Origin of the sequence: Hydrogenophaga sp., assembly GCF_011390835.1 — a bacterium.
In the GTDB taxonomy this organism is placed as follows: domain Bacteria; phylum Pseudomonadota; class Gammaproteobacteria; order Burkholderiales; family Burkholderiaceae_C; genus Hydrogenophaga.
On the sequence record NZ_JAABRQ010000027.1, the window covers coordinates 1 to 20,809 of the forward strand.

The window sequence follows — 20,809 nt, forward strand, 5'->3', positions numbered from 1 at the left end:
GCGATCACGGCGCGTGAGCGCGTGGTGATGGACGGTCTGGCACAGCGCTACGGGCATGCTTCAGCCGAGCGGCTGGTGTGTGGTCAAGGTTTGCTGGATGCATTCGGTCTGTTGTGCCAGGCCGATGGCGTTGGGCCGGGGGCGATCCGCAGTGCCGCCGCCGTGACCGAGGCGGCGCTGAAAGCCCACCACCCGCAAGCGGTGGAAGCGCTCACCATGTTTTGTGCCGTGCTGGGCACGGTGGCCGGTAACCTCGCGCTCACGCTAGGTGCACACGGGGGCGTGTACGTCGGGGGCGGCATCGTACCGCGGCTAGGTGCCTGGTTTGACAGCTCGCCGTTTCGCGAGCGCTTCGAGGCCAAAGGGCGGTTCAAGTCCTATCTGGCCAACATCCCAGTCTGGGTGATCACCTCGGCGCAGTCTCCGGCCCTGCTGGGGGCAGCCCGTTCGCTGGATGCGCTGAGCTGAGCTGAGCGCCCCCGGTCTAGCACCCGAGCTCAGGATTGTGTGGCGGCCAAAGCATGAAGAAACTGCTTACGCCACCAGTGCACATCGTGTGCCCGGATGCCCGCCAGTAGCGCCTGGTGCCGGCGCTGGCGCTCGGCCAGCGGCATCTGCAGCGCCAGCTGGATCGTCTCTGCCGTATGCGCCGTGTCATAGGGATTCACGAGCAGGGCCTCATGCATCTGTTCGGCCGCACCCGCAAAACGGGACAGCACGAGCACGCCCGGGTCGGCCGGGTCCTGGGCGGCGACAAACTCCTTGGCCACGAGGTTCATGCCATCGCGCAGCGGGGTCACCAGCGCCACGGCCGCGGCGCGGTACAGGCCGGGCAGGCGCTTGCGTGCCACGTTTCGGTGAATCGAGCGCATGGGCATCCAGTCAAGCTGGCCAAACTCGCTGTTGATGGCGCCACTCAGGCTCTCCAGCTCCAGGCGCAGCGTGGCATAGGCATCCACCGCCTCGCGGCTCGGCGCGGCGATCTGGATCAGTGTGGCGCGGCCCAGGTTTTCCGGATAGTTCTGAAGGAGCAGGCGAAATGCCTTGAAGCGCTGCGGCAGACCTTTGGAGTAGTCCATGCGCTCCACGCCCAGCAATACGCGGCGGCGTGAATACTCGGCCAGCATCTGAGCGTACATAGCTTGTGATTCTGGACCCGCGGCCAAGGCAGTGAACTCATCCACATCGATGCCGATGGGGAACGCCTGCACCTGAAGCGTCTTCCCGTAGGCTCGGAATTCGTGCTCGCCGAGCACATCGGCCGAGATCTCGGTGCCTACGTAGCTCGAAAAATGCGCTACGTCGGCCTCGGTTTGAAAGCCGACCAAGTCGTAGGCGAACAGCGATCGCATCAGCCATTCGTGCTGCGGAATGGCGGCCAGGATCAACGGCGGCGGAAGTGGAATGTGCAGGAAAAAGCCCATGCGCTGCTGGCAGCCCATGGCACGCAGGGCCGCTGCCAGTGGGATCAGATGGTAGTCATGCACCCAGATGATGTCGTCCGGGCGTAGCAGCGACGCCAGCTTTTGCGCCATCATCTGGTTCACGCGCCGGTAGCCGCCGATGTAGCCCGCGTCAAAGTCCGCTAAGTCGATGCGGTAGTGAAACACCGGCCAAAGCACGCCGTTGCTGTAGCCCAGGTAATAGCTGTCGTGATCGTCTCGGCTGAGATCCACGGTGGCCAGTTGCACTTTGCCAGCCTGGTGCAGGTGCAGGTCGCCTTCGCCGGGCGTACCGTTGTCCACCACCTTGCCGCTCCAGCCGAACCAGAGTCCGCCCGAGGCTTCCAGCGCCTGCCCCACGGCCACCGCCAGGCCGCCTGAAGCGGGCTTGCGTGGATCGGCCACCCGATTGGAAACAACAACGAGGCGTCCCATCAGATCACCGTGTCCCAGGCCGTCGAGAGCCGAACGGCCGCGTTGATGATGCCGACCATGGAGTAGGTCTGCGGGTAGTTGCCCCACATTTCGCCAGTGACGGCATGGGTGTCTTCGGACAGCATGCCCAATGGGTTGCGCGCCTTGAGCATGGTCTCAAAGATGGCGCGCGCTTCGTCCACACGGCCAATACGCGCCAGGGCGTCGATGCGCCAGAAGGTGCAGATATTGAAAGCGGTCTCGGGTTTGCCGAAGTCATCGGCGGCTTCGTAGCGGCGCATGTACGGGCCGTCGCACAGGTGCTTCTCCAGCGCATCGAGGGTGGCGATGAACCTCGGGTCCAGTGGTTCGATAAAACCCACTTCGGCCATCAGCAGCACACTGGCATCAAGATCCCGGCCGCCGAAGCTCTCGGCAAAGGCTTGGCGCTCTTCGCTCCAGGATTCGCGCAGGATGCGCTCGCGCATCGCCTTGGCGTGTTGCTGCCAGTAGGCCGCGCGCTCGGACTGCTGCAGCGTGAGCGCGATCTTGGCCAGCCGGTCACAGGCGGCCCAGCACATGAGGGCGGACGATGTGTGTACCCGCGAGCGGGTGCGCAGCTCCCACATGCCGGCGTCGGGCTGGTCGAAGACGCGCACTGCCTTCTCTCCCATCAGCTCCAGCCGGAGGAATTCGGGCATACCGGCCGGGTGCAGCAGGCGCCGGTCGTGAAAGGCTTGGGCCGCAGCGAGCACGATGTTGCCGTAGACGTCGTGTTGGAAGTGTTCGTACGCCTGGTTGCCGACACGCACCGGACCCATGCCGCGGTAGCCGGGCAGGCCTTCGCAGATGCGCTCGGGCAGGTCGCGCTCCAGTCCGATGCCGAATAGCGGCTGCACATGGTCCCCGTTGGCACCCGCCACCGCGTTGGTGAGCCAGTCCAGATAGTCCTCCATGGTGCCGACCTCCGCCAGGCTGTTGAGCGCGCGGACCACGAAAAAGGCATCGCGCAGCCAGCAGTAGCGGTAGTCCCAGTTGCGCTGGGTATCGGGCGCTTCGGGGATGCTGGTGGTCATGGCGGCGACGATGGCACCGGTGTCCTCGAACACCGACAGCTTGAGCGTGATGGCGGCGCGAATCACCGCGTCCTGCCACTCCAGGGGCAAGGCCAGGCGCTGTGTCCAAGCGCGCCAGTAGGCCACCGTTTCCTGCTCAAAATGGCGTGCAGTATCGCCGATGCCGCCCTCCAGGGTTTCATCCGGGCCCAGCAGGAAATTGAGTTCACGCGTCAGCAGGAAGGGCTGCTGATGAAGCACGTTTGAGACCGAGGCGTCGGTCTGCAGTCTCAACGTTTGCTGGTCGCCAACATAGCGGATGTGGTTGCTGCCCGACGTAATGGCGGGCTCGGACGCGCCCCAGTCGAAACGCGGTTTCAGACACACGCGAATACGCGGCGTGCCTTTGAGGGGTCGAACCCGGCGCACCAGCATGGTAGGTCGGAAGATACGTCCACGCGAAGGAAAGCGGGGTGCGAAATCGGTGATCAGCAGGCCATGACCGTGGCTGTCCCAGAGCTCGGTGCGCAGCACGGCGGTGTTGGGCTCGTAGTGTTGGCTGCTGCTGGCGAAGTTTTCGATTTCGACCGCAAACGAACCGGCGCCATCGTCGCTGCCGAGGAGGGCGTGAAACACGGGATCGGCGTCGAAGCGGGGCAGGCAGCTCCAGACCACGCGGCCCAGCGGGTCGATCAGTGCGCTGAAGGCGCAGTTGCCCACGACACCGAGGGACAGGGAGGGTACTGCGGGTGGGCCGAAGCCTCTGGTATCGGTGGCGTTGCCTGGTGTGGGGGCGTCGGAAGCTGGGGTCATGTGGTCAAAGTTGTTGCAGGGAATCTTGCAGCCATTGGCGCAGGCGGGTGGGGTCCGGGATGTGGTGGGCAGCCGCGGTCTCTCCGCTGCCCACCTTGATGGCGTCGCCGCCCAGCCGCTGCACGACCACGAAGCCGGGTTCATCGGTGACATCGTCGCCCACGAACACGGGAAGCCGGCCAGCAAAAGGCACCTCCGCCATGAAGGCTTCAATGGCCAGGCCCTTGCCTACCTGCGCGGATTTCACCTCGACCACGGCCTTGCCATGCAGCAACTGTAGGCCGGGGTCTTGCTGCGCGGCTTCGGTCATGGCAGCGACGCACGCCGGCGCCAGCGCGGGTGCCAGGCGGAAATGCAACGCGACCGATGAGCGCTTGCGCTCGACCAGCAGATCGGGGTGGCGGTCGGCCAGCGATCGGGCGGCGGCGAGTGCACGGTCCAGTGCGGGCGGGGGTGCAACCGTCAGCGTCTGGTCTGCGCGGCGGCGCACCGCGCCGTGTTCGTAGGCGGCGGGCAGGTAGGTGAGCACTGGCGCGAGCATAGGCTCGATGTCGTCCTGGGCACGTCCGGTGATCAGTGCGAGCGCGCCACCCAGGCGCTGGTGCAGCCGCACCAGCAGGTCTGGCAGTCCGTGGTGGATGTCGACGGCGTCAGGGCGCGGTGCGATGTCGACCAGCGTGCCGTCGAAATCGAGAAAGAGGGCCGAGTGTGGTGTCAGCAGGCGCGGAGTTGAGCTCATCGGTGCCTACCGTATCAGACTCTGGCGACCAGGGACATGGCGCGCCCTCAGCTCGGTGTACCTGGCGCCATCGCCTGTTTCACTGCCTCGACGCGTGTCGCATGGATGGCCTGCGCGATCTTGGGCCCTGCCTGCGGGCTGCCATCAGGGTGTATGGCGATACCGTCGACCACAGCCTGTGTGTTCACCGATCGCGCAGCCGCCAGCGCCTGCAGGAGGTGTGGACGTTGCGGATACGCGCTGTCGCCGTGTCCGAGCCGGCCACGGGCATCGCATTCGCAGGCCAGCAGCACCTCTTCAAAGCGCTCGGGGCGGCGCAGCGCATCGCAACGCTCCAGCAGCCGCACCAGACCGGCGGGACCCAGTGTGGCGCTGCGGTGGATGTTGCCGTGTTCGCGCGCCACCACGTCGGCCAGCTCGCGGCTCTCGCGTGGTACCCGCCAGCGATCGCAGACGCCTTTCAGCAGGTTCGCGCTGCGTTGTTCGTGACCGATATGGCGCGGTAACAGGTCTGCCGGCGTGGTGCCCTTGCCGAGGTCGTGGCACAGGCAGGCGAAGCGCACCGGCAGCGAAGTCTGCAGCCGCGCGCTCATGTCCAGCACCATCATCAGGTGCACACCGGTGTCGACTTCGGGGTGGTACTCGGCGCGTTGCGGCACGCCCCAGAGCCGATCAACCTCGGGCAGCAGGCGCTGGAGCGCGCCACAGGCCCGCAGCACGTCGAACATGCGGCTGGGACGCTGCTCCATCAGGCCGCGCGACAGCTCTTGCCACACGCGCTCGGGCACCAGGTGGTCGACCTCGCCAGCGGCTACCATGTCGCGCATCAGCGTCTCGGTTTCCGCAGCGATGCTGAATTCGGGAAAGCGCGCAGCGAAGCGCGCCAAACGCAGGATGCGAACCGGGTCTTCGGCAAAGGCGCCGGTGACATGGCGCAGCACGCGTGCCTGCAGGTCGCGCTGGCCACCAAAAGGGTCGATGAGCGTGGCGCGCGTCGGGTGCTCAGCGGCTTCCGCGGCGATCGCCATGGCGTTGATGGTGAGGTCGCGGCGCGCCAGGTCTTCTTCCAGAGTCACGCCCGGTGCGGCGTGGAAGGCGAAGCCGTGGTAGCCCGGCGCGGTCTTGCGCTCCGTGCGCGCAAGTGCGTACTCCTCTTTTGTCTCCGGGTGCAGGAAGACCGGGAAATCCCGCCCCACGGGCAGATAGCCCAGATCCTGCATGGCCTGGGGCGTGGCGCCCACCACCACCCAGTCGCGGTCCACATGCGCTGAGGCTGATGACACCGAAGCTGGTGCCATCAACGCATCGCGCACCGCGCCGCCGACCAAGTAAATGTCCATGGACTTCAGTTTAGGTGCTGGCCGCAGGGCTATGGCGGGCAGTGCTTGGAAAGCCTCAGCGACCCAGCCGGTAAGGCTCCTCGAAGTTGAGGAAATCGTGCTCGGCGAGCGCGTCCTGAATCCAGGCTTGCACGCCAGGCAGCGCGGCCACGCGCTCCACATACGCTGCCATGTCGGCCGGCAGGGGCAGGGCATAGGTCTTGAGCCGCATGCAGACCGGGGCGAAGAAGGCGTCGGCGATGCTGAAGCGGCCGAAGAGCAGGGGACCACTGCCGTCAGGCATCTTGTCGGGCTGGGCGGCGAGCAGTTCGCCCCACAGGCCACACAGGCGCGCCAGGTCAGCGCGCACACCGGGCTGGTCGCGCCAGATCAGGCGGCCGATGTCAGGCAGGCTCGCTTCGATGTTCATCGGGCAATGGCTGCGCAGCGAGCCAAAGCCACTGTGCATTTCGGCGCACACGCTGCGCGCGCGCGCCCTGGCCTGGGGATCAAGTGGCCAGAGCTGTTGTTCGGGAAAACGCTCGGCGAGGTATTCGGTGATGGCCAGCGTGTCCCACACCACGAGGCCATCGTGCACCAGCACCGGTACCTTGCCCACGGGACTGATGCCGCGCAAGGTTTTCTTGAAAACCGAGTCTGCCGCGAAGGAGTCAAACCGCACCATGAACTCGTCAAAGGCGATGCCAGCCTGCTTCATCAGCACCCAAGGGCGCATGGACCAGGACGAATAGTTCTTGTTGCCAATGTAGAGCTGCAATGCCATGAGGCCTCCGTGGGTGATGGCCTGCATGCTAGCCCGATCGGCAGAAGGCATTGATGTCAAGGTGAGCGCCGATTGATTCGGTGGCCGATGAAGCACCGGCTCAAAAAATGGCAAAGCGAGGGCGCTTCAGCCGGTCAGACGCCAGTTCGCCTCAAGGCTGGCCTGGCCCCCTCGTGGGGCAGCTATCCGCGCAGCGTTGGAGCGCGGGGACCTCCGTGTTCAGGCGTATTTTTCGAGAATTCGCGCCGAGCGCTCCACCTCGCGGAAGGTTTCGGCCTCGGACTCGCCGCCAGACACCGCTTCCATCACCGAGCACGCCATCATCCGGTAGAAGGCCTTGTCCATCGCCTTGCGCGCGGCCGACATCTGCTGCGCCACGTCTTCGCACGGGCGACCTGTTTCCACCATGTCGATCAGGCCACGGACTTGTCCTTCTATGCGCTTGAGTCGGTTGATTACGTCGCGCTGGTGCTCGGATCGATAGGTCGCGGCGGTGCTGCCATCAACTGGGGCGGTTTTTGCGGGGGAGACTGCCATGGTGTTTCCTGTGCTGGGTTGGTGGATGGAGTTTGCCAAAAAACCGTGCCAGGCAACCACCTGTTGCCTTTTTCATTCAAAAACAACTCAATATATACCTTACCCCCTAGGGTAGTCACCAATGCTCTTTTGGTGTGAATTCGTTACCTTGGGGAGGAGTCGACCGGTGTGCCGGCGACCAAGCAACCATTCCAACGAGGAGCCCTCATGCACATTTTCAAACGCTTCGCCACCGGCCTTGCGCTCACCGCCACCCTGCTCGCCACCACCGGTTGCGGCACGATTTCCACCATCGGCAAGCTGGAGGACGGTGCGGGTGCCGAGGCCTCCCGCATGTGGGACCGCTGGATTGAGGCCGACGGCGACATTGCGGTCGCGACCACCTGGGAGCGCAAAGTCAAGGAAGGCGTGAGCGCCAAGGAGGTCGAAGAGATCCTGAAGTTCGTGGCGGTCGAACGCAACATGCGTGACGTGGGCACCCTGCCGCTGTCCAAGGAGCTGGAAGCGCGCTCGGGCAAAAAGGAAAAACTGCTGACCGTCTATTCGTTCTGCAGCCCAGACACCGCCCGCAAGATGGTGGACTTCAGCCCCCACATGTCAGCCTATCTGCCATGCCGGGTGACGCTGATCGAGCACGACGACGGCAGCCTGTGGATGTACACGCTCAACATGGACATGATGGTGAAGATGGGGCGCAAGCTGCCCTCTCCGCTCAAGGAAGAGGCCACGAAGGTGCGCGACACCATCTGGGAAATGATGGAGCGCGGCTCCAAGGGCCAGTTCTGATCCGGCTCAGCCAATAACCAATAACACCCGAGGAGACACCATGACATTTCAACGCACCGCCCTGCGCGCGGCAGCCGCACTCGCCCTGGGCACCGCCTTGCTGCCCGCCCACGCCACCAACGGCTACTTTCCTCACGGCTTTGGCCTCAAGGCCAAGGGCATGGGGGGTGCGGCCACCGCATTGGCCCAGGACGCCTTTGCCGGCGTCAACAACCCGGCAGCTTCTGCATTTGCCGGCAACCGATGGGATATCGGCGCCGATATCTTCATGCCTGATCGCAGCATGAACCGCACTTTCAACGGTTCGCCCATCGCCAGCGCCGAAAGTGATCGCAAAGTCTTTCTGATCCCCGAATTCGGGTACAACCAAACGATCTCCGACCGTCTGAGCTGGGGTGTGACGGTGTACGGTAACGGCGGCATGAACACCACCTATCCGGCTACCAGCAACGTGTTGAACGGTACCGGGCAGTTGGGTGTTGACCTGATGCAGCTGGTTGTAGCGCCGACCGTGGCCTACAAGGTTAACGACCGTCATTCCTTGGGAGTCTCTCCTTTGCTCGTGTACCAGCGTTTCAAGGCCTTTGGACTGGACGGCTTTGGCAGTATCTCGAGTGATTCGACCAAGCTCACGAACAACGGTGCCGACAGCAGCACAGGCCTAGGCGTGCGCTTGGGCTACATGGGCCGACTGTCCGATACGTTGAGCATCGGAGCGTCGTATTCCCCCAAGATCGGCATGAGCCGCTTCAAAGACTACGCAGGCTTGTTCGCAGCGGGTGGTGATTTCGACATTCCGGAAAACTACACGCTCGGTTTGGCATTTCAGGCAACGCCTGCGCTGCTGTTCGCGATGGACTACCAGCGCATCAATTACAGCGGCGTGTCTTCCATTGGCAACCCCAGCAGCAACATGGCCCCCTTGGGCGCCGACAATGGACCGGGTTTCGGGTGGCGCGACATCAATGTGTGGAAGATCGGTGCGCAATGGCAATTCAACCCCACTTGGACGCTGCGCGCAGGGTACAGCAAGGGGCAGAACCCAATTACACCAGCTGATGTGAGCTTTAACATTCTGGCGCCTGGTGTGGTCACCGATCACATCACCTTGGGTGCGACCATGCAGATGGACAAACAATCGGAACTCACGTTCACCTATATGCACGCCCGCAACAACGAAGTGACCGGAGCTTCGTTGTTCAACAACCCGATGTTCGGTGGGGGCGGCGGCACTGCGATTCAGGAAACGATTCGCATGAAGCAAAACTCGATTGGCCTTCAATACAGTCGCAAATTCTGACCAGTTTCATCTGAGACGAAGTCTCTTGGTCCACCCGCGCTGAAGGGCCGGGTGGATTTTTTTCGTTTCGATTCAGCGTGAGGTCCCGCCGGCGCGCGCCTTGAGCAGGCTGCTGCGGCCACCGCGTGTGCCCAGGTAGGTGGGGGCGATGGTGTGTACCGAAGAGGGGGTGATGCCCAGCGAAGTCAGGCCGGGCCACTGGCCGCTGGCCAAGTTGTCGACCGACATCGCAGCCAGGTTGTCGCGGCTCATCAAGGGCTCGCCGGGAGCGAGCTCCATCATCATCGCCTGCAGGCGCCCAACCGCCATCGGCAGCGGCAGCACCGGACGCTGTTTGCTGCCGTGGCGGCCGGCGATGCGCACCAGGTCGGCCAGGGTGAGCACCTCGGGGCCAGCACATTCAAAGGTCTGGCCAACTGAGCTCATGGGCAGGTTGCGGTCTAGCAAGGCGCTCACCACGGCTTTCGCCACATCCTCCACCCAAACTGGTTGAAACCGCGCACTGGCCGCTGCCAGCGGGACCACTGGGAACACCGCCTGCAACTGCGCAAATAGGTTGAGAAAGCGGTCGCCGGCGCCGAAGATGACGCTGGGGCGAAGCACCGTGAGTGCCAGACCGGCCTGGCGCAGCACCTCTTCTCCGCGGGCCTTGCTGCGCTGGTAGCGCGACGGGCTGTCCAGCCCGACACCGAGCGCACTCACGTGGACCAGCCGCGTCACGCCGCTGGCCTTGCAGGCCCGGGCCAACGTCTGTGGCAGGGTCACATGGGTACGCTCGAACGCGGCTTCGCTGCCGTGCAGGATGGCGATCAGGTTCACCACAGCATCGTGCCCGGCCAGCAAGCTCGTCAGCGTCGCTTCGTCGTGCACGTCGGCCTCGAGCACCGTCAGGCGGGGCAGGTGCTGCACAGCCTTGGCGTTGATGGCGCGCCGCGTCGGCACGGTGATGGACCAGCCTTGACGCTGTAGTTTTTCGCACACGTGGCGACCGACAAAGCCGGTACCACCCAGAACCAGGATGTTTTTCATAGGACCTTGCGAGCGATCTTCAAGGCAGGTCGCGGTTGACGGCGGCGTTGACCGGCAGCGGACCCACCTGGCCCAGTCGGGTGCGCAGGGACTGCGGTTGGCCGGAGATGAGGGCGGCGTAATTGACGGTGTTGGACAGCACGCGCTGCACGTAGTCGCGCGTCTCGTCGAACGGGATGTTCTCAGCCCAGATCTCGGCCGCCAGCACCGGACCGTTGCGCCAGGCTCGGGGCCGGTTGGGGCCGGCGTTATAGGCCGCAGCGGCCATGGGTAGCGAGCCTTCGAAGTCGTCGAGCGCGAGCTTGAGGTAGGAGGTGCCGATGGCGATGTTGGTGTCCAGTTCGGTGATCTGGTGCGGGCGGAAATCGCTCATGCCAATCTTGCGCGCGGTCCAGCGGGCGGTGGCGGGCATCACCTGCATCAGGCCCGAGGCGCCCACGCCCGAGCGGGCATCCATGACGAAGCGGCTTTCCTGACGGATCAGGCCGTAGACATAGGCTGGGTCCAGACCGATCGCATTGGCCTGCTTGACCACCGCGGCCTGGTGCGGCATCGGGAAGCGTTGGGTATGGTCACGTGCCTGCAGCGTGCGTTCGCTGGTGTTGATGCAGCGGTCCCAGATCTGGTTCTGGCAGGCCAGTTGTGCCGCGGCGAGCAGCTCGCGCTCGGTCATGCCGCCCGGCGTGTGCAAGGCCACTTCGTAGTTCCATTCGCGTACGCCCTCGCTGCGAAGGCCCAGGCGGATCGCCGCCAGCGCCCGCTGAAGCGCCACATCGTTGCTGGCTTCGGCGATTTCCTGCGGTGTGAGCGGTGCCGGAGGCTGCGGCACGGTGATACTGCGCCCCAGTTGCTCCAGCGCCAGCTGCTCGTAGAAGCCCTGCACAGAAGCGATGGAGGCGTACAGCTCGCGCGCCTGTGCCCCCGCCTGCACTGCATCCGACGCTTTCAGCGATTCGATGGATCGGGCGCGCCAATATACCCAGACAGGCTCGAGCTGCTGCTCGGGGCTCATTGCCGCTACGGCTTCTTGCACATGGCTCCAGGCGCCAGCCCGAAGCGCGGCACGCGCTTTCCACGCCAGGTGGTCGTCCGTCATGAACCTGGGCTGTCCGTTGGCGAAGTAAGTCAGTGCGTTGTCTTGCAGGCGCTGCGCAGCGCGCTTGCCAATCACGCCCCAGACCCAGCTGCGCTCTTCCTGCGTGAGCTGGGCTTTCCAGCGCTTGCGGTCCATCTCGCGCGCGGCGGCCTCCGGATCCTGACTGGCCATACGGATCATGGCCAGGGTCACCAGCTCCTTGGTGCGCGGGCGGATAGCGGTGATCTTTTCGTCCAGGTATTTGGCCGGATCTTTGGCAATCGACTCCACTGTGCTCGTCCAGTCGGGATCTAGCAGACCCACGGCCTGGGTCGCAACGCCAGTGCGTCCGAACTCGATTGCCAGGCGGGCGCGTTCCCAGGCGGCAGCGGGTTTGAGGTGGCCGCTGTCGAGCAAGGCCTGGGCGGCGGTGGAGCAGCCATCGTCCGCATCGCGTTGCTCCAGCCAGCGTTGCTGTACCTGCGGTGCCACCTCGGCGGCCGGCGCGCGCTGGTCGACCGCGTCCAGCAGCAGCGCGTAACACTGCACCTGGCGGTCATCGTTCATGCGAAAGCGTGGCAGTTCGGCCGAGAAGTTCGCCCAGTCGCGCTGTTTGCCCAGGTGCAGCAGCCAGTCGTTGCGCAGGCGGTCTTCCCAGTAGCTGCCGGGATGGCGGGCCAGCGCAGCACGCATCTGCTCGGGCGTGGCAGTGTCCAGCCGGCTGCGGGCTTCCCAGTAGGTGGCGAGTGGCTCCAGCACATGGCCGCGCATCTGCGGCAGCAGGATGGCCAGCGTGGTGGTGTTGCTCCGGCGGTAGGCCTCGCGCATCTCCAGAAGGGTGGTATCCCCACTGGTCTGCGCCCAACCCGGTCCTGTGAGGCACAGCGAAGCCATAATGGCTGCGAGGACCCGCAGGGTTTTCAAGTGTCGAACGCTTCGCAAAGTCATAGAACGATTATGGACAACAAAGACGGCCAGAGTTCCTTGCAGAGTCAGAAAGCCGCCTGGCGCAAGTCATTGATTGACAAACGCCAGGCGCTGGCCGACCGTGCCTGGCGCAACGACATGCTGCAGCGGGTGATGCGCGTGTGGCTGATCGAGCGGCCCGATGCGGTGATCGGCGCCTACTGGCCCATCAAGGGCGAGTTTGATCCGCTGCCGGCGTTGTTTCGCTGGCAGGAAGCCGGTCTGGAGGAAGACGCCAAGAGCGCGCAGCGGCATCGCCGCATCGGTCTGCCGGTGGTCAACAAGGTGGACAAAACGTTGACCTTTTACACCTGGTTTCCGGGTTGCCCGATGGAGGAGGATGCTTTCGGCATTCCCAAGCCCAAGGACACCGAAATCGTGGTGCCCACGCTGATCTTTGTGCCGTGTGTGGGCTATGGGCCGGATGGTTTCCGGCTCGGTTACGGCGGCGGCTTTTATGACCGCACCCTGGCCAGCCTGCAGCCCAAACCCTTCACTGTGGGGCTGGGCTACGACTTTGGCTGGTTGCCCGAGCTGCAGCCCGAGATCCACGATGTGCCGCTTGACGCGATCATCACCGACACCGGTGTGATGTGGCCCGAGCAGCGCCGATGAAAGCCCCGGTGATGCGCTGGATCGGGCGCGTGGCTGGCGCCTTCCTGCTGCTGATCCTGGCGCTGGCGGCCTATATCCAGTTTGGCGGCCACAGCTATTTCTGGACTGCGCTGCGCTACACCTATCTCGATGGCCACAACACTGCGCACATCGACGACGCGGCCAACTTCGAGCAGGCGGCGGTGCCCTCGACCATCGCCAAGCCATGGCTGCAAGACGAGCGCGCTGCGCAGACCCGCATCGCGCCTGACTTGCTGCGGCACCTGCAAGCCGAACGATCGGCGGCATTCCTGGTGATTCACCAAGGCAAGTTGCTGCACGAAACCTATTTCGCGCCTTACACCGCGACCAGCCAGACCAATTCGTTTTCCATGGCCAAGACGGTGGTCACGATGCTGACTGGCGCGGCCATAGCCGACGGCCTCATCCCGAGCTTTGAGACACCGCTCTCCAACTACCTGCCCGAATACGCAAACGACCCGCGAGGCTCGAAGGCCACGCTGGCCCAGCTCTCGGCTATGACCTCTGGGCACGAGTGGACCGAGCATTACTACCTGCCGCTCAACCCGACCACGAAGCTGTACTTCGGCGGAGATGTCACCGGCACCGTGTTGGCGCAAGGCTTCGAGCGCGATCCGGGAACCGCGTTCGAATACAGCAGCGCCTCCACCCAGGTGCTGGCGCTGGCGCTGCAGCGGGCTTTGCAGGCGCGCCAGCCCGATCTCACGCTCTCCAGCTACCTGGCCTCCCGTTTCTGGCAGCCCATGGGCATGGAAGGTGACGCCAGCTGGAGCCTCGACCGCCCGCGCGCCGAGGGTGGCATGGAGATGGGCTACTGCTGCATCCACAGTGCGGCTCGCAATTTTGCGCGCCTGGGGCAGCTGCTGTTGCAAGGTGGGCGGTGGGGCGACCAGCAATTGCTGCCGGCCGAGTTTGTTCAGCAGATGGTTCGGCCCAATGGCTTTGTGAGCCACTACGGTCACAGCCTGTGGATGGACCCGGGCTACCGTACACCGTTCTACTTTTTGCAAGGTCACCTTGGGCAATACGTGATCGTCGTGCCCTCGGCCCAGCTGGTCGTGGTGCGCCTGGGACAGGTGCGGCATCGCACCTACAACCAGCACAAGTTGATCCCTGACGAGGTTTACCGCTACGTGGAAGGAGGCCTGCGCATGGCGCAGTGATCCGCGGCGTTCAGGGGTGTTCGGCGGTGGCGTGTGCCAGGGTGATGCGCTTCTCCCGCCGCACCAGGTAGATGCCGCTGCCCACGATGATCGCCGCGCCCAGCCAGGTGTGAGACACAGGCAGCGTCTGCCAGATCAGCCAGTCCAGGCCCACGCCCCAGGCCAGCGCGGTGTATTCAAACGGCGCCACCGCAGACGCCTGGCCGTGGCGAAACGCCACCGTGATCGCGAGCTGGCCGCAAAAGCCGGTGACGCCCAGCGCCAGCAGCAGGGGCCAGTCGCTCATCTGCACCGGCACCCAGCGCGACCAGGACAGCGCGCTCGCCCCCACCGACACGATCACCATCATCCACAGCACCATGCTTTCGGTGCTGTCGGTGCGGCTGGAGAGCCGGCCGACCACGGCGGCCACCGCGTAACAGGTCGCTGCCCCCAGCACCGCCAGGCCGCCCGCGGTGACGAAGCCCGCCTGCAAATCCTCGCTGCGCGGCTGCAGCGCGATCAGCACGCCAACAAAGCCGATACCGATCACCCACCAGTGCGCCGCTGGTACCCGCTCTCCCAGCACCGGCACTGACAGCATGGTGATGAGCAGCGGCGCGATGAAAAACAGCGTGTAGGTCGCGGCCAGCGGCAGTTCACGCACACCCGTGGTGAACAGCGTCAGCATGGCGATCCCCAGCAGGCCGCGCAACACATGCAGCGGCCAGCGCACGCGCCAGACCGTGCCCCAGGCGCGGCGCAGGGTGATGAATCCCAGGATCAGCGGCAGGCCACTCAAGCCGCGCAGCGCCGCGATCTGCAGCGCTGGGTAGCGCGCGGAGAGCAGCTTGAGCACCGTGTCCATCAACGCAAAGCAGCCCACCGCAATCACCATCGCGGTGATGCTTTTCAGGTTGCCGCGCGCGAGCAGGTCAGAAGAAGTCATGCAGAAAACAAGGAGGTCGGATCAAAAGCGTGGGTTAAGCGGGGAGGGGAGGTCCACCCAGTGCTCCCGTAGAACCAGCTTCGCCGGGCCACAGGGTGCGTCCCCCCTCCTGCAGGAGAGGGGGAATACGCGAAGCGGCGCACCAGTGGGGTCAATCCATGTGATCCAGCGTATCCGGGTCCGGCACGTCGCCGATCGCTTCGCGCGTTTCGGCCGCCTGCGCCAGCAGCCAGTCGCAGAAGGCGCTGACCTCGCTGCGCTCGATGGCGCGCGGCGCTCGCAGCAGCCAGTAGACCAGGGGTGAGTCGAGTCGGGTCTGCGGCAGCGGCTCCACCAGATCACCACTGGCCAGGCTGTGCGCCACCATCGCCACGCGCGCCAGCGCCACACCCTGGCCGGTGAGGGCGGCCTGCACGATCTGGTGCGCGAAGTTGAAGTACAGCCAGCGCTTGGGGCTCAGGCGAGAAGCCATCTTGGCGCGTGGGGTGCGCCCGGGCAGCGGTGCTGGGCTGGTGTGGGTGTCGAGCCAGCGTTGCCAGCTCAGGGCTTCCAGGTGGCGGTTGCGGTGGGCGTCGCCCGCCTCGATGAGCGTCATCTGCGCGAGATCGTCCACCGCTCGCACTGGCCGCTCGCGCAGCAGCCAGGGGCTGGCCACCGGCGTGAGCTGCTCGCCAAACAGGCGCATCGCGCCCGTCGGCACCGCCTCGGGCACGGCGTAGCGCAGCGCCAGGTCGACGTCGGCGGTGGAGAGGTCCAACGCGGTGTCCGAGGCGTCGATGCGGATGTCGATGTCTGGGTGCAGGCGCTGGAACGCCTCCAGGCGCGGAATCAGCCACATGGAGGCAAACGACACCGAAGTGGTCACGGCCACTTGGCGGCGCCCCACGCTCTGGCGAATCTGCCGCACCGCCGCATCAATGCGTTCCAGCGCCAGACCGCTGGCACGCAGCAGCTGCAGCCCCGCGCTGGTGAGCTCCACGGCCCGCGTGTGGCGCAGGAACAAGGCCGCGCCCACCTCGTCTTCCAGCGCCTGGATCTGGCGGCTCACCGCGCTCTGGGTGAGCGACAGATCTTCGGCCGCGGCGCGAAAGTTGAGCTGGCGCGCCACCACATCAAAGGTGCGCAGGTGGCCGACGCCTATCGGGCGGGTGCGGGGGTGGTGCGGCGTGAGCGACATGGCAGGGCGCGAAACTGATGCGAGGAGGGCATCAATCATAGGATGACTCGAGGCGGTGGGCAGGCGGCTCGATGCGGGTCCACCCCTCCCCCGCTTGTCAAGCTGCAGGCGAACGCTTTTTCCCCGCCGATTTGGGCCCGCGCGCCGCGAGCGCTGCCACCATCGCCAGCCGCGCCCAGGGCAGCATGAGTGCCGGCGATTCCAGCGCCTCGGCAGGGGGCTTGTGGTAGTTCAGCTTCATCGGCTTGCCCTTGGCCTCGTAGACAAAGGGCTCACCACCCGCCGCCAGCCACTGCGGCTCGGTATCGGCATTTGTCTTCAGGTACAGCGTGTCCCAGGCGATCAGGCCCAGATTCATGCCGTCCACGGAAAGTCCGTAGCCGCCAAACATGCGCTTGACCATGCACGGCCCGACGCTGGACAGTAACTCGCATGCGTGCAGCACGAACGGGTCGGTGATGGGCTTGGTCGCCATGCGTGCATCGTAAACAGGGTGGCGAGACAAGACCAGCGCAGGTGGTGCGAAATGCCCATTTCTAGCAAACACTGCGGAACCGGCTTTGCCGGGCCGCAGGTGTTGCTCCCTGGGGGGTAACGCGCGCAGCGCGGCGCGGGGGGAGACAATATCCAGTATGGCCCGCCCCAAATCCGCCTCCCACGACCTCAAGCGCGAGCAGATCCTCGACGAGGCGGCGAGCTGCTTCGCCCGCCAGAGCTTTCCCGCCACCAGCGTGAACGACATTGCCACCGCCTGCGGCACCAGCAAGGCGCGGCTGTATCACTACTACGAGAGCAAGGAATCCATCCTGTTCGATCTGCTGGACCGCTACACCCAGCGCCTGTTGGCCCTGATTGGCGAATCCGAGGCGCGGGCTCAGCGCAAGAACCTGAGCGAGCGTGATGCGCTGGCCGAGCTGGTGCATGCCTTTCTGGCCGAGTACGAACACTCCGCCACGCGCCACGCTGCCCTGGTTTCCGACACCAAGTTTCTCGGCGAAGTCCAGCGCGAGCTGATTCTGAACCGTCAGCGCGACGTGGTCGCGGCCTTCACCCGCTTCCTGCGGCGTGCTTACCCGGAGCGCGTCACGCCGGCTAACCAGACCGCGCTCACCATGATGCTGTTTGGCATGATCAACTGGACCTTCACCTGGCTGCGACCGGGCGGCGCCATGAGCTACGACGCGTTTGCCGACGAGGTGGTGAGCTTGCTGGAGAATGGCCTGGCAGGCTGAATCCACCACCTCTTGATTGTTTAATCATGCGTAATGCATTTCGATTAGGTAAAATTTCGGTTTGCGCTTGCCGAGCAGTTGCGCCCACCCCAGGAGACCCCCCATGAGCAAAGCCTTCGCCTCCCAGGCCGATCTGGCCGACAAAACAATCACCTTCGAACAACTCAGCCAACATTGCTGGGCCTACACCGCCGAGGGCGATCCGAATTCAGGCGTGGTCATCGGAGACGACTGCATCCTGGTCAGCGACGCCACCGCCACCCCGGCCATGGCCAGGGACCTGATCAAGCAGATCCGCAAGGTAAGCAAGAAGCCTATCAAGTACGTGCTGCTCACCCACTACCATGCCGTGCGAGTGCTCGGTGCCAGCGCCTACGTGGCCGAAGGCGCCACCGAGATCATCGCCAGCCAGGGCACGCTCGAACTCATTCGCGAGCGCGGCGCGCAAGACATGAAGAGCGAGATGGAGCGTTTCCCACGCCTGTTCCGTGGCGCCAGCTCCATCCCCGGCCTTACCTGGCCGAGCATGGTGGTGGGCGGCGGTGACCCGACCCTGGGCGCTGTGCCGGGCAAGCTCTCCATCAACCTCGGCGGCGTGGTGGTGCAGATCTGGCACCCGGGCCCCGGCCACACGCGTGGCGACACCATTGCCTGGGTGGAAGCAGAGAAAGTGCTGTTCAGCGGTGATCTGGTCGAATACGAGGCTGGTGTCTACACCGGTGACGCCCAGCTCGAAGAGTGGCCCGCGACCCTAGAAGCCCTGCGCATGCTCAAGGCCGAGTTCCTCGTGCCCGGGCGTGGCGAAGCCATGAAAGGCAATACTGAGGTCAACAAGGCGCTCGACTACACCAAGCGCTGGGTCACCACCCTGTTCCAGGCCGGCAAGGAAGCCGCCGCCGCCGGCATGGATCTCAAGGCCGCAATGGCCCACGCCCGCAAAAAGATGGATCCGGTGTTTGGCCATGTGTTCATCTACGAACACTGCCTGCCGTTTGATGTCAGCCGAGCGTTTGACGAAGCCAGCGGCATCAAGAACCCCCGCATCTGGACGGCCGAGCGCGACAAAGAGATGTGGGCCGCCTTGCAGGATTGAGGCTACTTCGTCGTCACTCTGGCGCTTTCGCGCTTCGTTTGGCGGGCTGCCTAGGAACCCGAGTGGGTGGGCGGTGAGCTGGTTCTGGTGGGTTTTCAGCCTTTTATGCAAACCTCATAATTATGTCGTTCACATAAAACTCCATAAACCACCACCATGCCCTACCACCGCACCGGCCTCGCCGAGCAGATGGCGCAGCAGTTGCTGCGCCCTGGGTTTCTGGATACCAGTCTGCGGTCCGGCCTGTTCCTCTCCGGGCAGCGCCGGGTAGGCAAAACCACCTTCCTCGCGGCTGACCTGATCCCGGCGCTGGAGGCGCTGGGCGCGGTGGTGATCTACGTCGATCTCTGGAGCCAGCCGCAGGCCAACCCGGCCGAACTGGTGCACGGCGCCATTCGCCAGGCACTGGCCGAGCTCCAGACGCCAGGCTCGAGCGTGCTCAAACGCCTGAAGCGGGTGACGGGGCTGGACCTGGGCGCGGCTGGCTTCAGCTTTGGTTTCAAGCTGGCCGAGCTGGGCAAGCCCGGCGGCGTGAGTCTGGCGCAGGCCTTCACCGAGCTGGTGGATCGCGCCCAGACCGACGTGGTGCTGATCGTGGACGAGGTGCAGCACGCCCTGGGTCATGCCGAGGGCGACGCCATGCTGCACGCGCTGAAGGCCGCGCGCGATGCGATCAACACCCGGCCGGACACGCCCGGCCACTTCCTGTTTGTGGGCACGGGTTCCCACCGCGCCCGGGTGCAGGAGCTGGCGGTGAAGGGCAACCAGGCGTTCAACGGCGCGGTGACACACGAGTTTCCGGTGCTGGGCCGTGAGTTTGTCGAGCATGTGCTGACGCAGGTGCGCCCGCAGCTGGGCGACAAGACGCCCTCGGCGGCGGTGACCGAGGCCGCCTTCCAGGCCATGGGCCACCGGCCCGAAGAACTGATGAAGGCGCTCAACGTGTTGCGCAGCCTGCCGCCGGGTACGAGCCCCGACGAGCACCTGCCCACCATCGCGCAGTCGCTCAGCGCCACCGCGGCCGACATCGAACTGCAAAAGGTGGAGACCCTGGGTGCGCTGACCGAGGCGGTGTTTGCGCGCATCTGCGGCGAAGACGGTGACGCGCGTGGCCTGTTCACCGCCGAGGCACTCAAGGCCTATGGTGTGCAACTCGGTCGCGAGGTGGCCGCGCCGGAGGTACAGGGCGCGCTTGGCGCGCTGATGGGCGCCAATCTGGTGATGCGCATCAAACACGGCCACTATGGCGTGACCGATCCGCTGGTGGAGAAAGCCTGGCGTGCCCGCCAGGAATCCCAGGGCTTGCTGGGTGCTAAGGGCAAGGGCGAAGCCAAGCGAGCAGCAGACCGCCGCCCTGCGCCGTGAGCGCCGCGCTGATGCAGATCAGTCTTGCGCCACCAGCGCGCGCATGTCGGCCTCATAGCCCTTGAGCACGCCCACCGCGTGGGCCCGCTGTTCGGGGCTGGTGCTGTTGTGCAGCTGGGCAAATTGCGCGCAGCCTTCGCGCACCAGGCTGGCGCTGTAGGCGGCGTACCCGGGCGTGGGCGAGTCGAGCAGGCGTTGTGACCAGGTGCGCACCGCGGCCACCGCTTGCGGTGGCGGTTTGCGCGCCCCGTTGGCCGTTGAGCTGAACGCAGCACCATGGCTGGCCTGGATGTCGCGGATTGTCTGCAGCAGCGCGGCCTGGCGGCGCTGGCGCTCAGCAAAAGAGCGCTGGGGGTCCCAGGGCGAGCGCTGCAGGCCAGCCTGAAGCAGGTCGCGCTGCCCGGCGTTGAGCGCGCCATAGAGGGTTTCGTAACGGTCGATGGCGCGGTCCATGCGCCTGTCCAGCCGCTGCGCCGGTGAGCCGCGCACAAAGTCTTTTTCGAAGGTCTCGTCGCCCTTGGCCTGATGGCGTTTCAGGTGTTCAAGTTGCTGCGGGCCGAGTTGCAGCGCGAGCGCCGTGAGCGGCTCCAGGCCCTGCTCGGTCATGCGCCGCAAGCTGTCACGCACCGCTTCGAACTCGGTGCAAGCCTGCTCTGGAGTGATGTCTTTGAGCGCAAGCGCCTGCCATTGCGCCAGGCGCTCGGCGTACAGCGGCAGCTCGGCGCGGCGGTGCCAGGCAAAAAAACGGTCGAGTTCCTGACGCGCCTGAGGTGACTGCGTGTCGGTGAAATCCACAAAGCCATCGATCCGCCAGTAGGCGAAATTGGGCGCCTGGTTGTAAGCCACTCGGGTGGCGCTGCAGGCGACCAGCACCAGCGCCACACCGAGCAGCAGCAGGGTGCGGGCGATAATCCGACCCACGATCAATCGAGGGCCTCCAACGGCTCCAGGAGAGG

The 20,809-nt window shown here is 65.1% G+C and carries 20 protein-coding genes; 8 read left to right on the forward strand and 12 right to left on the reverse strand.

The features are described from left to right. The coding region (locus tag GPT34_RS14625; RefSeq protein WP_291013924.1) for a glucokinase at positions 1 to 468 on the forward strand (468 nt) is incomplete at its 5' end. Between the two features lie 29 nt (positions 469 to 497). On the opposite strand, the gene otsA is transcribed toward GPT34_RS14625, so the two are convergent. The 6 genes from otsA to GPT34_RS14655 form a co-directional block, all read right to left on the reverse strand. Next, positions 498 to 1,877 carry an alpha,alpha-trehalose-phosphate synthase (UDP-forming) gene (gene otsA, locus GPT34_RS14630; RefSeq protein ID WP_291013926.1) on the reverse strand — a complete coding sequence of 460 codons (1,380 nt, stop codon included), beginning with the start codon at positions 1,875 to 1,877 and terminating at the stop codon, positions 498 to 500. After that, positions 1,877 to 3,724, reverse strand: coding sequence for a glycoside hydrolase family 15 protein (locus GPT34_RS14635; protein ID WP_291013928.1), 1,848 nt, complete (start codon positions 3,722 to 3,724; stop codon positions 1,877 to 1,879). Before GPT34_RS14635 ends, otsA begins: the two co-directional genes overlap by 1 nt. Positions 3,725 to 3,728: 4 nt before the next feature. Continuing rightward, positions 3,729 to 4,463: a trehalose-phosphatase gene (gene otsB / locus GPT34_RS14640; protein WP_291013931.1), complete on the reverse strand. Its 735-nt coding sequence runs from the start codon at positions 4,461 to 4,463 to the stop codon at positions 3,729 to 3,731. 47 nt (positions 4,464 to 4,510) lie between these two features. Next, complete coding sequence (locus GPT34_RS14645; protein WP_291013934.1) at positions 4,511 to 5,803, reverse strand: multifunctional CCA addition/repair protein; 1,293 nt, start codon at positions 5,801 to 5,803, stop codon at positions 4,511 to 4,513. A gap of 55 nt (positions 5,804 to 5,858) precedes the next feature. Beyond that, positions 5,859 to 6,566 (reverse strand): glutathione S-transferase family protein, encoded by a 708-nt coding sequence (locus GPT34_RS14650; protein WP_291013937.1) that lies wholly within the window; start codon positions 6,564 to 6,566, stop codon positions 5,859 to 5,861. A gap of 219 nt (positions 6,567 to 6,785) precedes the next feature. Next, the gene (locus tag GPT34_RS14655; RefSeq protein ID WP_291013940.1) at positions 6,786 to 7,103 is read right to left on the reverse strand and encodes a metal-sensitive transcriptional regulator; all 318 of its coding nucleotides are present in this window, start codon (positions 7,101 to 7,103) and stop codon (positions 6,786 to 6,788) included. A gap of 207 nt (positions 7,104 to 7,310) precedes the next feature. On the opposite strand from GPT34_RS14655, the gene GPT34_RS14660 reads away from it, so the two are divergent. Both GPT34_RS14660 and GPT34_RS14665 read left to right on the forward strand, forming a co-directional pair. Then, positions 7,311 to 7,889, forward strand: a complete 579-nt coding sequence (locus GPT34_RS14660; RefSeq protein WP_291013943.1) for a DUF302 domain-containing protein — start codon at positions 7,311 to 7,313, stop codon at positions 7,887 to 7,889. A gap of 40 nt (positions 7,890 to 7,929) precedes the next feature. Then, complete coding sequence (locus GPT34_RS14665) at positions 7,930 to 9,189, forward strand: outer membrane protein transport protein (RefSeq protein WP_291013946.1); 1,260 nt, start codon at positions 7,930 to 7,932, stop codon at positions 9,187 to 9,189. 72 nt (positions 9,190 to 9,261) lie between these two features. Here the strand turns inward: GPT34_RS14665 and GPT34_RS14670 are convergent, their stop codons facing one another. Both GPT34_RS14670 and GPT34_RS14675 read right to left on the reverse strand, forming a co-directional pair. Next, the gene (locus GPT34_RS14670; RefSeq protein WP_291013949.1) at positions 9,262 to 10,218 is read right to left on the reverse strand and encodes a complex I NDUFA9 subunit family protein; all 957 of its coding nucleotides are present in this window, start codon (positions 10,216 to 10,218) and stop codon (positions 9,262 to 9,264) included. A gap of 19 nt (positions 10,219 to 10,237) precedes the next feature. After that, positions 10,238 to 12,187: a lytic transglycosylase domain-containing protein gene (locus GPT34_RS14675; RefSeq protein ID WP_291013952.1), complete on the reverse strand. Its 1,950-nt coding sequence runs from the start codon at positions 12,185 to 12,187 to the stop codon at positions 10,238 to 10,240. A gap of 63 nt (positions 12,188 to 12,250) precedes the next feature. On the opposite strand from GPT34_RS14675, the gene GPT34_RS14680 reads away from it, so the two are divergent. Together GPT34_RS14680 and GPT34_RS14685 are read left to right on the forward strand one after the other, a co-directional pair. Then, positions 12,251 to 12,874, forward strand: coding sequence for a 5-formyltetrahydrofolate cyclo-ligase (locus GPT34_RS14680; RefSeq protein ID WP_291013954.1), 624 nt, complete (start codon positions 12,251 to 12,253; stop codon positions 12,872 to 12,874). Next, positions 12,871 to 14,058, forward strand: a complete 1,188-nt coding sequence (locus tag GPT34_RS14685) for a serine hydrolase (protein WP_291013957.1) — start codon at positions 12,871 to 12,873, stop codon at positions 14,056 to 14,058. Before GPT34_RS14680 ends, GPT34_RS14685 begins: the two co-directional genes overlap by 4 nt. Before the next feature lie 10 nt (positions 14,059 to 14,068). Here GPT34_RS14685 and GPT34_RS14690 read toward each other — a convergent pair whose 3' ends face one another. From GPT34_RS14690 to GPT34_RS14700, 3 genes are all read right to left on the reverse strand, one after another. Further along, positions 14,069 to 14,986: a DMT family transporter gene (locus GPT34_RS14690; RefSeq protein ID WP_291013961.1), complete on the reverse strand. Its 918-nt coding sequence runs from the start codon at positions 14,984 to 14,986 to the stop codon at positions 14,069 to 14,071. Positions 14,987 to 15,137: 151 nt separating this feature from the next. Continuing rightward, positions 15,138 to 16,163 (reverse strand): LysR substrate-binding domain-containing protein, encoded by a 1,026-nt coding sequence (locus GPT34_RS14695; RefSeq protein WP_291014040.1) that lies wholly within the window; start codon positions 16,161 to 16,163, stop codon positions 15,138 to 15,140. A 97-nt stretch (positions 16,164 to 16,260) separates the two neighbouring features. Beyond that, a complete protein-coding gene (locus tag GPT34_RS14700; protein WP_291013963.1) occupies positions 16,261 to 16,638 on the reverse strand; it encodes a TfoX/Sxy family protein in 378 nt (125 codons plus the stop codon). Between the two features lie 157 nt (positions 16,639 to 16,795). Between GPT34_RS14700 and GPT34_RS14705 the strand changes: the two genes are divergently transcribed. The 3 genes from GPT34_RS14705 (at position 16,796) to GPT34_RS14715 (ending at position 19,853) form a co-directional block, all read left to right on the forward strand. Continuing rightward, complete coding sequence (locus GPT34_RS14705) at positions 16,796 to 17,395, forward strand: TetR/AcrR family transcriptional regulator (RefSeq protein WP_291013965.1); 600 nt, start codon at positions 16,796 to 16,798, stop codon at positions 17,393 to 17,395. 103 nt (positions 17,396 to 17,498) lie between these two features. Beyond that, a complete protein-coding gene (locus GPT34_RS14710) occupies positions 17,499 to 18,488 on the forward strand; it encodes an MBL fold metallo-hydrolase (protein WP_291013969.1) in 990 nt (329 codons plus the stop codon). Positions 18,489 to 18,644: 156 nt separating this feature from the next. After that, entirely contained in the window at positions 18,645 to 19,853 is a 1,209-nt protein-coding gene (locus GPT34_RS14715) for an AAA family ATPase (protein WP_291013971.1), read from the forward strand. A gap of 18 nt (positions 19,854 to 19,871) precedes the next feature. Here GPT34_RS14715 and GPT34_RS14720 read toward each other — a convergent pair whose 3' ends face one another. Further along, on the reverse strand, positions 19,872 to 20,774 hold the full coding sequence (locus GPT34_RS14720; protein ID WP_291013974.1) for a DUF6279 family lipoprotein: 903 nt from the start codon (positions 20,772 to 20,774) through the stop codon (positions 19,872 to 19,874). Between the last annotated feature and the right edge of the window lie 35 nt (positions 20,775 to 20,809).